The sequence below is a fragment of the Pseudobacteroides sp. genome (assembly GCF_036567765.1).
Taxonomy (GTDB): Bacteria; Bacillota; Clostridia; order Acetivibrionales; family DSM-2933; genus Pseudobacteroides.
Window position 1 is genome coordinate 78,613 of record NZ_DATCTU010000112.1, and the last position, 12,266, is coordinate 90,878.

The 12,266-nt window shown below is 38.2% G+C and carries 10 protein-coding genes; all 10 read left to right on the plus strand.

Translation table 11 applies throughout. From position 1 onward, the window contains the following. Window position 1 precedes the first annotated feature (1 nt). Entirely contained in the window at window positions 2-946 is a 945-nt protein-coding gene (gene lgt, locus VIO64_RS18135; protein WP_331920860.1) for a prolipoprotein diacylglyceryl transferase, read from the plus strand. 43 nt (window positions 947-989) lie between these two features. Next, the gene (locus VIO64_RS18140; protein WP_331920862.1) at window positions 990-2,123 is read left to right on the plus strand and encodes an FtsW/RodA/SpoVE family cell cycle protein; all 1,134 of its coding nucleotides are present in this window, start codon (window positions 990-992) and stop codon (window positions 2,121-2,123) included. A 216-nt stretch (window positions 2,124-2,339) separates the two neighbouring features. After that, a complete protein-coding gene (mraZ, locus tag VIO64_RS18145) occupies window positions 2,340-2,777 on the plus strand; it encodes a division/cell wall cluster transcriptional repressor MraZ (RefSeq protein ID WP_331920864.1) in 438 nt (145 codons plus the stop codon). 35 nt (window positions 2,778-2,812) lie between these two features. Next, window positions 2,813-3,757: a 16S rRNA (cytosine(1402)-N(4))-methyltransferase RsmH gene (rsmH, locus tag VIO64_RS18150; protein WP_331920866.1), complete on the plus strand. Its 945-nt coding sequence runs from the start codon at window positions 2,813-2,815 to the stop codon at window positions 3,755-3,757. A 627-nt stretch (window positions 3,758-4,384) separates the two neighbouring features. After that, a complete protein-coding gene (locus VIO64_RS18155) occupies window positions 4,385-4,873 on the plus strand; it encodes a cell division protein FtsL (protein ID WP_331920868.1) in 489 nt (162 codons plus the stop codon). A 165-nt stretch (window positions 4,874-5,038) separates the two neighbouring features. Next, entirely contained in the window at window positions 5,039-7,216 is a 2,178-nt protein-coding gene (locus VIO64_RS18160; RefSeq protein ID WP_331920870.1) for a penicillin-binding transpeptidase domain-containing protein, read from the plus strand. A gap of 54 nt (window positions 7,217-7,270) precedes the next feature. Continuing rightward, the gene (locus VIO64_RS18165) at window positions 7,271-8,728 is read left to right on the plus strand and encodes a UDP-N-acetylmuramoyl-L-alanyl-D-glutamate--2,6-diaminopimelate ligase (protein WP_331920872.1); all 1,458 of its coding nucleotides are present in this window, start codon (window positions 7,271-7,273) and stop codon (window positions 8,726-8,728) included. Window positions 8,729-8,744: 16 nt separating this feature from the next. Further along, window positions 8,745-10,130, plus strand: a complete 1,386-nt coding sequence (locus VIO64_RS18170; RefSeq protein WP_331920874.1) for a UDP-N-acetylmuramoyl-tripeptide--D-alanyl-D-alanine ligase — start codon at window positions 8,745-8,747, stop codon at window positions 10,128-10,130. A gap of 36 nt (window positions 10,131-10,166) precedes the next feature. Continuing rightward, complete coding sequence (mraY, locus tag VIO64_RS18175; RefSeq protein WP_331920876.1) at window positions 10,167-11,129, plus strand: phospho-N-acetylmuramoyl-pentapeptide-transferase; 963 nt, start codon at window positions 10,167-10,169, stop codon at window positions 11,127-11,129. Between the two features lie 25 nt (window positions 11,130-11,154). Beyond that, complete coding sequence (ftsW, locus tag VIO64_RS18180) at window positions 11,155-12,264, plus strand: putative lipid II flippase FtsW (RefSeq protein ID WP_331920878.1); 1,110 nt, start codon at window positions 11,155-11,157, stop codon at window positions 12,262-12,264. Window positions 12,265-12,266: the final 2 nt, after the last annotated feature.

The window sequence follows — 12,266 nt, forward strand, 5'->3', positions numbered from 1 at the left end:
GATGAACACTATTAGTTTTCCCGGGTTAGGGGATATCAGTTTTCAAATTGATAGAGTGGCATTCAGTTTATTTGGATTTAGTATACATTGGTACGGGATAATAATTGCGGCGGGTTTTTTACTCGCTGTAGTGCTGGGTATGAGGGCATGCAAAAAGCTTGGGATTGACCCTGATAATATAATTGATCTGGTGCTTTATGCGGCACCGGTTGCTATAATATGTGCCAGGTTGTTTTATGTAGTATTTAGTGGAGATCGCATTTACCTGGATGATCCCTTAGAAATAGTGAGAATTTGGCATGGCGGGCTTGCCATATATGGTGGTATAATTGGAGCGATAGCCACAACTTATGTTTACTGCAGAGTAAAAAAAATCAATGCACTAAATATTTTAGATTTCGGTCTTCCGTATTTTGCATTGGCTCAGGCCATAGGAAGGTGGGGAAACTTTGTTAACCAGGAGGCCTTCGGAAGTCAGACCAACCTTCCCTGGGGTATGACAGGAAATGTGATACAGGAGTATTTGAAAATGAATTATCCTGATATAAATCCTAATATTCCTGTTCATCCTACGTTTTTATATGAGTCATTGTGGAATTTGGGTGTGTTTGCTTTTCTCATATGGTATACAAAAAGGAAAAAGAATGACGGTGAAGTATTTTTGTTGTACCTGGTAACTTATGGCTTGGGCAGATTCTGGATTGAAGGTCTCAGAATGGATAGTCTCATGATTGGCCCGTTCAGAGTCTCGCAGCTTATAGCCTTGGGTTGTGCAGTTCTTGGAGCAGCAGCTTTTGTAGGCTTGAGGAAGATGAAAAAAGCATCTTTAGAAGAAGTTAGTGAGCCTAGCAGCTATAGTGCAATTTTGGAGGAACTTAATAATAAAAGCAGTGACGGTGAAGGTCAGGATAAGGATGAAGCCCCCAGCAAAAATTTAAATGAGTAGATATGATAAATAATATGGTTTTTTGGAAGTAAGGGTGACATGTATGTATTTTGTCGAAAAAACGAAAGGTTTGAATATAGTCAAAAACTTTGATTACCTTCTTTTTTCTGCAGTTCTTCTTCTATCAACATTGGGGTTCTTGGTTGTTAGGAGTGCAACTCTTACAAGGGCTGACGGCGGCTTAAGAATTATGATAAGCCAATTGGTGGGGCTTGGAATGGGCATAGCCATTGCACTTGTGATGAGTTATATAGATTATAAAGATTTTAAGCTATTTGGAAGCGGTTTATATTTAGTCAGCGTTATACTCCTTATAGTTGTTCTTAAATTCGGTTCAGGGGATGAATTGGGAAGCAGAAGCTGGCTTAACCTGGGGTTTGTGAAACTGCAGCCCTCGGAGGTTGCGAAGGTAGCATTCATAATGGTTGCTTCAATTTTTCTCGAAAGAATACTTGAGGGGCAGCGAAGAGGTAATTTTATTAAGTTGGCTTTTTACTCCTCCATAATTATTGGATTGGTGGTTATACAAAAGGACTTTGGGACAAGCATGGTTTTTTTGTCGGTTTTTCTGATTATGCTATTTATATGTAAGGTTCCGATGAAATACTTTATGACAATGCTTGCCTCGCTAATACCAATAGGGCTTTTTATGTGGTTTTTTATCCTGAATGATAAGAGAAAGGCCAGAGTAATTTCCTTTCTTTATCCGGAGCTTGATCCACTGGGCTCAGGGTTTAACGTTTTGAGATCAAAGTATGCCATAGGATCGGGACAGCTATGGGGAAAAGGGCTTTTTGAGGGAATACAGACCCAGAATAACATGGTTCCGGTAAAAGAATCGGATTTTATCTTTTCGGTTATCGGCGAGGAATTGGGATTTATTGGTGCTATTATTATAGTGATGCTGTTGTTCTTCATCTTGGTTAGATGTATTTACATCGCTAAAAATTCCAGGGATAAGTACGGTTCTATAATGGTAATAGGAGTTGCAGCCATGATTGCAGTTCATACATTTGAGAATATAGGCATGTCAATCGGGCTCCTGCCGTGTACCGGTATTCCGCTTCCCTTTGTAAGCCAGGGAGCTACCAATCTTGTTACCAACTTTATGGCTATGGGCATTGTTTTAAGTGTATCAGCCAGGAGAAAGAAGGTAATATTCAATTCATCACAATAAACTTTTAATGTGGATTTACATTTTAAATTGAAAATAGCAAGTATGATTATTGCAAAACGTATAGTTTGGAGATAGGACAAAAGTCCTATCTTTTATTTTTTTCAAAATTTTTTTGGAATATATCTTGATTATTATAAAAAATTAGAATAAAATTAAATACAAGTGGAGGAAAGTGGTGAAAAGTGGTGAGCATTCCCAAAATGTGAGGTGAAGTTTTTGTTTTCAGGTGAATACCAACACTCAGTTGATCCCAAAGGGCGTTTAATAATGCCTTCAAAGTTCAGAGAAGGACTTGGGGAAAAATTTATGATTACCAGAGGGCTGGATGACTGTTTGTTTGTGTATTCTATGACAGATTGGGAAAGCTTTGAAACCAAGCTTAAATCACTCCCTATGACAGACAACAATGCAAGAGCATTTGTAAGGTTTTTCCTTTCAGGTGCAACAGAATGTGAATTGGACAAGCAGGGAAGAATATTAGTACCACAGAATTTAAGGGATTATGCAGGAATAGATAAGGATGTTGCGGTAGTTGGCGTATCCTCCAGAGTAGAAATCTGGGATAAGGACAAGTGGCAGAAGTATATATGCGATGTCAATGCTAATCCGAATGAGCTTGCAAAGAACTTAACTTCAATCGGTCTGGTATTCTAAAAAATAAGCTATAGCGGAATAATTTAAGGTGAAAAATGGAATTTAATCATAAGCCGGTAATGCTAAACGAGTGTATTGACTATTTGAATATTAAGCCCGACGGCATTTATGTTGACGGTACTCTTGGAGGAGCAGGGCACTCATCCCATATTTATAAAAGTCTTAATGAATGTGGTGTGTTAATTGGCTTGGATCAGGATTATTTTGCTATAGAGGTGTCTGCAAAACGAATAAAAGAGTTGGGTGGACAAGGTAAGGTTTATCTCATTAACAGCAACTTCAAAAATCTGAAGGAGATTTGCACTGATCTCAAAATCGGTGGTGTTGACGGAGTTCTTCTCGACCTTGGGGTATCATCCCATCAGTTGGATGAAGCTGAAAGGGGATTCGGGTATCAGAATGACGCTCCTTTGGATATGCGAATGGATAGAAACAACGAGTTAAATGCTGAGATTGTTGTTAATGAATATGATGAAAAAAGAATCAAGGAAATAATAAGGGATTACGGGGAAGAGAAGTGGGCTTCAAGGATTGCTGAGTTTATAGCAAGGGAAAGAAAAAAGAAAAGAATCAGCACCACTCATGAACTTGTAGATATTATTAAGGCGGCCATACCCAGTGCCGCAAGAAGAGAAGGACCCCATCCTGCAAAACGTACCTTTCAGGCAATAAGGATTGAGGTCAATAATGAGCTTGGAATACTTGAAAAGACCATTGACGATATAGTTTCTGTCTTAAACCCGGGAGGAAGACTGCTTATAATAACATTCCATTCCCTCGAAGACAGGATTGTAAAAAATGAATTCTTGAAAAAAGCAAAGCCTTGCACATGCCCTGACAGCTTTCCGGTGTGTGTATGCGGGAAGAAGCCTGAGGTAGAACTGTTAACAAGAAAGCCTATAGTTGCTTCGGCTAAGGAGCTTGAGGAAAACCCCAGATCCCGCAGTGCTAAATTAAGAGTATTAAAAAAACTAACATAAATACTAATGATAAAAATGTACGAAAGAACAAAAGACAAAAGAAATTAAAATTATTAAACACAAAAGAAGAATTAATCTAGAAAAAACAAAGGATAAAACTGAAAGCAAGCTAAAGTACAAAAGAAAAACTACATAACAGAAAATTTAAAATTACAAAAGAAGAAGTTTAAATTAAACAAATTGCAAAAGAAAAAGTTCAAAATTACACAAAAGACAAAAGATTTTAATTACACAAAAGACAAAAAAGTTTATTTTACAAAAGACAAAAAAGATTTTAATTACACAAAAGACAAAAAAGCAAGTTTTTACAAAAGACAAGATTTCAAATTTTACAAAAGATAAGGGTTAAGCAATTAACTTAAAAACACAAATGAGAAGTATTAGAAAAGAGTAATTATAGAGATGGATGAAACCCAACTGCGATTCATTTACATTTCTTAATGTCCATGCACCAAAATCACCTCGTGATTTTGGTCACTAAGTTTCCGGGAGAGACCTTTATAGTCAACTCTCGGATTTATTGTCCTCTTTAACATGTATGAATAATTTGCTTAATACCAAATGGGTTAAGGAGGACGAGGTAAAGTGGGTAATTCTGTGAATATTTTGGAAAAGAGGTGAATACAATTGTTAGCGGAGAAAGAAAAATACTATTACGGAACAGCTGCTCCTAAGATCGACTATGATGTTTATGAAAACAATAAATTACTAAAGGCTAAAAAAAGATATAAGAAAAACAATAAAGTAAAGCTGAAAGCTGTATTCTGTATTTTGATATTCTTTGTATCCTTTTCCCATATCATTTATATGTATGCACAGATTACTGAAATGGATTATAAGCTTAGCAAGATGAATAAAGAATTGAATGAGCAGAAAAATGATAATATCAGATTAAGTCTTGAAATACAAAAGCACCTTGATTTGAACAGGATAAGGGAAGTTGCCCAAACACGGCTTGATATGCAAAAGCCTGACAAACATCAAATAATATACGTTAATGTTCCAAAAACTGATTTTACTGAACTCCCTGAAAAGGGCGAGCACAGCATAAGGGAAGGAAGCCTGCTTTCATATGTGGCAGGTATATTCAATAATCTGTTCGGTTTTATTGGTTAAAAAATACTTCTGATAAACCTTGCAACCTACACGTTGCAAGGGAAAAAAATGCCAGCAAGGGTTGAAAGGATAAGGACTATAATGTTATAAGTTACGATTAACATCGTAACTTATTTAGTAGTTTATCCTTTTTTTGCAGGAGATTTTTGCAGTGGAGGTATAATTTTGACAGGAATAGGGTTAACTATAAAAAAAAGGCTATTGGTTGTTTTAGTGTTCTTTTTAGCCGTAATAATACTGCTCCTGGTAAGGCTTATTTTTATACAGATAGTTAATGGCGAGTGGTATCAACAGCAGGCGTATGAACAGCAGAACTCAGGTATAGAAATAACTGCGGGAAGGGGAACTATTTATGACAGGAATGGAAAAGAACTTGCAATAAGTGCAAATGTTGAAACAGTATCCATTAATCCTCAAGAAGTAAGAAGCTCTAAAAAAGATAAATATATGATAGCAAAAGGGCTTTCGGAGATATTGTCACTTAAAGAGGAAGATATAATAAAAAAACTTGACAGAAAAAGCAGGTATGAAAGGATTATCAGGAAAGTAGATAAGGATATTGGCGATAGGATCAGAAAATGGATTAAGGATGAGCAATTAAGCGGAATTTATGTAGTTGAAGATACAAAAAGGTTTTATCCCAACAGAAACCTAGCTGCTCATGTAATTGGATTTACAGGGACAGATAACCAAGGTCTTGATGGAATAGAAGCCACAATGGATAAGTATCTTAAGGGAAAGCCTGGAAAAATACTAAGTGAAGTTGATGCAGGCGGAAGAGAAATACCTTCAAATGAGCAAAAGCATGTTGCTCCGAAGAAGGGAAATAATGTAGTATTAACCTTAGATGAGACCATCCAGTATTTAGCTGAAAAAGCACTTGAAAAAGCAATAAAGGATTATAAGATATTAAGAGGGGCAACAGCAATAGTGATGGATCCTAGAAATGGCGACATCCTAGCTCTTACATCAAAGCCTGATTTTGATCTGAATGCTCCGTTTGCTGCTCCAATAGGTGTTGATAAGAACGAATGGAAGGGTACTACGAAAAAGGATATTGAAACCCTCCAAAAAACTGTTTGGAGGAATAAAGCTGTTGTCGATTCCTACGAACCGGGCTCAACCTTTAAAGCTGTAACTTCAGCTGCAGGGCTTCAGGAAGGAGTAATTAGACCGGATAGTCCTGTAACAGATGCGACGGTTAGGGTAGGCGGCTGGAATATTAATTGCTGGAGGCCTAATGCTCATGGAAACGAGACATTTACAGAGGGTGTGTATAATTCATGCAACCCGGTTTTTGTAAGGTTGTCCCAATCCCTTGGAATTGAGAAGTTTTATAGCTATGTAAGAAATTTCGGGTTCTTTGATAAAACAGGAATTGACTTACCGGGAGAAGCAAAAAGTGTTATACATAAAAAACCCACTGAAGTTGACATGGCAGCAGCTTCCTTCGGTCAAAGGTTTCAGATAACTCCCATACAGCTGATAACAGCTTATGGTGCTATCGCCAATGGCGGGACATTGTATAAGCCAAGGTTGGTCAAAGAGCTCACCGATGATGAAGGCAACATAGTAAAAACATTTGAGCCGGAGAATATCAGAAATGTAATAACAAAGGAGACATCAGCTACGTTAAGAACCATTTTAGAAGGTGTTGTTTCGGAGGGAACCGGAGGCAATGCTTATATAAAGGGTTACAGACTTGCAGGTAAAACCGGAACATCAGAAACCCTTCAGACCAAGAAGTACGGGAGATATATCGCATCCTTTATGTCATTTGCACCTGCAGACAATCCTGTTCTTTGCTGCCTTGTCATACTGGACCATCCTGACGTATATCCTCATACAGGGGGCATGGTAGCGGCTCCTGTAGCAGGTAAGCTTGTTGAAGATATTTTGAATTATCTTGAGGTGCCCAGAAGGTATACCGAAAAAGATAAGGATGCATTGCAGGTTGATACTACTGTGCCTGAAGTTACCGGGCTTAAATTTGAAGATGCGAAAAAGCTTTTAAATGAGAAAGGTCTTACATATGAAATAGTAAATAAGGGAAATACTAATGCTACGGTTGTGATGGAACAAATGCCTAAGCCTGATGCTATTGTTCCAGAAAAAACAGTTGTGCTATTATATACCTATAAGCCCGAAAGTGAACCAACGGTTATTATGCCGGATATTTTGAATGAAACAATTGATGAAGCGGCAAAAACACTTAAGGAGGCAGGGCTTAATATAAAAGCAGTCGGTTTAGGTAAGGCAGTAACACAGTCTTATCCGCCTGGCACCAAGCTGATAAAGGGGCAGTTGGTTGAAGTTGTTTTCCGAAAGCAAGATACAGAATAGGAGCTTGATTTAAAGCATATTTCCTAATTAATACCTATAACGGAGGTTTCGACTATGATATTGAAAGAGCTTGTTGAAGGATTGGGCATTTTGGAGTCAAGTGGGGATATAAACGCAGAAATTACCAATATAGCTTATGATTCGAGGAAAGTTAGAAATGGTACTCTGTTTGTTTGTATAGAGGGGTTCAAGGCGGATGGACATGAGTTTGTAGCAGCAGCTGTAGAAAACGGTGTTAGAGCACTACTGGTTCAAAAGAACGTAAATGTACCGGAAGGAATAACAGTTATACGTGTTGCTGATACAAGGCTGGCATTGGCACATGTTTCAAATGCCTTTTTCAAAAACCCTTCAGACAGCTTTAATCTATATGGAGTTACAGGTACAAAAGGCAAGACAACTACAACCTTTATGATAAAGTCCATCTTGGAAAAAGCAGGGCAAAAGGTGGGACTTATCGGTACCATTGCAAACTTTATAGGCAATGAAACTATACCCACAGAAAGAACTACTCCTGAATCTTATGATCTTCAAGCTCTTTTTGGTGATATGGCTGATAAGAGTGTTAACAGTGTCGTGATGGAAGTTTCTTCCCACGCATTAGAGCTCCATAGGGTAAGCTGCTGTAATTATGATATCGGAGTTTTTACAAACCTTACTCAGGATCATCTGGATTTTCACGAAACCTTTGAAAACTATTTTAATGCCAAAATGAAGTTGTTTAAAATGTGCAACAGAGCTCTTATCAATATAGACAGTGATTATGGAGTAAAGGCAAGAGAAGCTGCATTAGCTGCAACTTCAAAGGTGTTTACATTCGGTATACATAAAGAGGCTGACTTTAGGGCTGTCAATATTATAACAAACCCAGACAGTGTAGAATTCGACCTTGTTTCCATGTGGGAGAACAGCCATATCAAGGTTAATATTCCGGGAGTTTTTACCGTATATAATGCATTAGCTGCCATAGGCTGCTGTATCCTAGGGGGAATAAACCTTCAATATATAAAGGAAGGGCTTAAAGTCACACGAGTCCCAGGAAGAGCAGAGGTAGTGTATACTGATGATAAGTATACTGTTATTATTGATTATGCACACAGCCCAGACAGCCTGGAAAACATACTTACAACTATTAAAGGCTATTCGGTTGGAAGAGTTGTGTGTCTTTTTGGCTGCGGCGGTGACCGTGACAGAACAAAAAGGCCGATAATGGGAGAAATTTCAGGAAGGTTATCCGATCTTACAATAATAACATCAGATAATCCGCGGACGGAAGAACCGGCAAATATTGTGAGTGATATTGAGAAAGGCATTAAAAGGACTAATGGAGCATATATAACTATAGTGGACCGGAAGGAAGCAATAAAATATGCCTTGGAAAATGCACAAAAAGGAGATATAATTTTGCTTGCAGGGAAGGGGCACGAAACTTACCAGATATTCAAAGACAAGACAATTCATTTTGATGAGAGAGAAGTAGTTGCTGAGTTGCTTGATTTGTTGAAAATCTAATTAGAGAGGTAATTGTATGCATATACTTGGATTGAAAGAAATTATTGAAGCAACGAAGGGCGAATTGATTTTTGGTGAATTGAGCACGCAGATTAATGATATTTGTACCGATTCAAGGAAGGTTATGCCTGGAAGTCTTTTTATTCCTATCAAAGGAGAAAATTTTGACGGCCATGCATTTATAAAAGAATGTTTGTCAAAAGGTGCTGCAGCATCCCTGACATCGGAAGATGTTCAGGGCTTAGACGGCATGGAAGGAAAGGCAGCTGTTAAGGTGCAGGATACTGTATTGGCTTTAGGTGATATTGCAAGATATTATAGAGGACTATTTGATATACCTTTGGTAGGAATCACAGGAAGTGTGGGTAAAACAAGCACAAAGGACATGATTGCCTGCGTGCTTTTGCAAAAGTTCAATATATTAAAAACATCGGGCAATTTTAATAACCATATAGGACTTCCTCTTACAGTGATGAATTTGGAAAGTACTCATGAAGCAGCAGTTTTGGAAATGGGAATGAGCGGCCTTGGTGAAATCAGTTATCTCACCAGAATTGCAAAGCCTGATATAGCTGTTATAACTAATATCGGTATGTCACATATAGAGAAGCTCGGTTCAAAGCAGAATATTCTAAAAGCCAAGATGGAAATTATGGAAGGCCTGCCTGAGGACGGTGTTGTGGTATTAAATGGGGATGATAGTCTCTTGTACGGTTTAAAGGGATTCTTAAAGTATAAGACAGTGTATTACGGGACTGAAGAGGGCCTTGATTTGCAGGCATATAATGTTAAAACAATGGGTGAAAGCGGGACCTGTTTTGAATTGACAATTGGGAACAGAGACTACAAGATACATATTCCTGTACCGGGAACACATAATGTGTATAATGCATTAGCGGCGATAGCTGTGGGACTTCAAATGGGGGTGCCCATTGAAGATATGATAAAAGGGATATCATCTTACAGCCCGGCCAAAATGAGGCTCAACATAATGAGCCATAAGGGTTATAAGGTGATTAACGATGCTTATAACGCAAGCCCTCAGTCTATGGAATCGGCAATAGATGTTTTACGGGATACAAGTGAAGGCAACAGAACAATAGCAGTACTTGGAGATATGTTGGAAATGGGTGAATGGGCTTATAAAGCTCATTTTGAAGTAGGCAGATATGTTGCCTCCAAAGATATTAGCTATCTTGTTACTGTAGGACAAAACGGCAGGAATATTGCCAATGGGGCTTTAGAGGCAGGAATTCCTATTGACAGGGTTTTTACATTCAAGGACAATGATGAGGTAAAGAAATTTTTAGAAGGCTTTGTGGAAGAAGGGGATTTTATCCTTGTAAAAGGTTCCAGAGGAATGAAAATGGAAGAAATAGCACAAGGTCTAATGAATGATTGAAGAATTACAGGATGAAATACGGGGTGAAGTATTAATATGCAATTATCTATTCAGGTTGTGGTATTTGTTATTTCGTTTGTCATGGCTCTTATCGCAGGGCCTATTTTAATTCCAGCGTTGACAAGGCTCAAATTCGGTCAGACAGTTAGAGACGATGGCCCGGCAACTCACTTGAAAAAGACAGGTACACCCAACATTGGAGGTTTGATTTTTTTAATACCTATTCTTTTATTATCTGTTTATTTTTGCAGAGTATATCCAAACATGATACCAATGTCTATAGCCACCATAGGGTTTGGACTAATAGGTTTTATTGATGATTTTATTAAAGTTAAGAAAAAAAGGAAGGATGGGCTTTATCCCAAGCAGAAAACTGTAGGCCTTTTGCTTGTGGCAGCTGTTTTTGCCATATATACCGCTTACTTTACCGATCTTGGTGTAGATATAACCATTCCTTTTTTAGGAATAATAAATGAAAAGTGGTTTTATATAATATTTGTAATATTTGTGCTGTACAGTATAACAAATGCAGTAAACATTACCGATGGGTTGGATGGTCTTGCGGCTGGAACAACCATTATTGTAATGGTATTCTTTACTCTTATTGCCATGACCAATAGGGAGTGGGAATACAGTATGGTGTTTTCCTCCTTCGTCGCGGGAGGATGCCTCGGGTTTCTTACATTTAATATTCATCCCGCCAAGGTTTTTATGGGTGATACGGGATCATTGGCTTTAGGAGGTGCCGTCGGCACTCTTGCAATTATGATGAAGATGCCTTTTATAATACTTCTGGTTGGTGCCATATATGTAGCTGAGATACTTTCTGTTGCAATACAGGTAATATCATTCAAAACCAGGGGAAAGAGGATTTTTAAAATGGCACCTCTCCATCACCATTTTGAACTCTCAGGCTGGAAGGAAACCAAGGTAGTTTACACATTTTGGTTTGTAACATTTGTACTATGCAGCATTGGAATCGTTTTTTATAAAGGTTGAATCTGATTTTTGTGGAGGGTATTTGATGAAGGGAAAGAAACCTTTTGATTTTTGGATATTCATATCTGTACTGATGCTGCTTTCCATAGGCTTAATCATGCTTTTTAGTGCCAGTTACCCTAGTGCATATTATTATCATAAAGGTAATGCCTACTATTTTGTAGAAAGGCAAATGCTGTTTGCAGCAGTCGGTGTTATTGGAATGCTGGTGATATCAAGGATAGACTACCATAAGCTGGGAAAGATATCCCCCATTTTATTTGTTGCGAGCTTGGTTTTACTTATATTAGTAAGAATACCTGGGATAGGAACTAAACTTAACGGTGCTTACAGGTGGATTTTTATCGGCCCCCTTTCATTTCAGCCCTCTGAGCTATTAAAGATTTCAATGATTTTATTTTTTTCATATAGTTTGTCAAAGAGAAGAGATGAGCTGAAGTATTTCTTCAAGGGCTTGGTACCGTACCTGCTTTTAATCGGCCTGTTTTCGGGGCTACTATTAATTGAGCCTCACTTAAGCTGTACGGTTTTGGTTGTTATTGTTGCAACAATTATTCTGTTCTGTGCCGGTGCAAAGATAAAGCACTTTGTGCTACTGGGGGCACCTGTTGTAGCAGCTTTTATATTTGTTATTACTACAATGGAACATGCAAGGAAAAGGCTCACAACTTTTTTAGACCCCATGCAGGATAAGCAGGGTGACAGCTGGCAGATAATTCAGTCTCTTTATGCAATAGGTTCGGGAAGTTTATTCGGCAAAGGGGTGGGTAAGGGTATGCAGAAGCATCTCTATCTGCCTGAGCCCTATAACGATTTCATATTTGCGGTTATAGCGGAAGAGTTGGGTTTTATTGGTGTTTCAGCCATATTGATGCTGTTCTTTGTATTCATCTGGAGGGGTATAAAAGTAGCGATTAATACCCCAGACGTATTTGGAAGCCTTGTTGCAATCGGCTTAACGTCTTTAATAGGAATACAGGTGGTCTTGAATGTAGCGGTTGTTACATCATCCATCCCGGCAACAGGTATTGCATTGCCGTTTTTTAGTTCAGGGGGTACATCCCTTACATTTATGCTTTGCAGCATAGGGATTCTTTTGAACATATCAAAACAGGCAAATTATGAAAGAATATGAGG

Coding starts and splice junctions, on each gene's coding strand:
- mraY (WP_331920876.1), top strand. CDS start 10,167: ATGCAATTATCTATTCAGGTTGTGGTATTTGTTATTTCGTTTGTCATG.
- lgt (WP_331920860.1), top strand. CDS start 2: ATGAACACTATTAGTTTTCCCGGGTTAGGGGATATCAGTTTTCAAATT.
- rsmH (WP_331920866.1), top strand. CDS start 2,813: ATGGAATTTAATCATAAGCCGGTAATGCTAAACGAGTGTATTGACTAT.
- VIO64_RS18170 (WP_331920874.1), top strand. CDS start 8,745: ATGCATATACTTGGATTGAAAGAAATTATTGAAGCAACGAAGGGCGAA.
- VIO64_RS18140 (WP_331920862.1), top strand. CDS start 990: ATGTATTTTGTCGAAAAAACGAAAGGTTTGAATATAGTCAAAAACTTT.
- VIO64_RS18165 (WP_331920872.1), top strand. CDS start 7,271: ATGATATTGAAAGAGCTTGTTGAAGGATTGGGCATTTTGGAGTCAAGT.
- ftsW (WP_331920878.1), top strand. CDS start 11,155: ATGAAGGGAAAGAAACCTTTTGATTTTTGGATATTCATATCTGTACTG.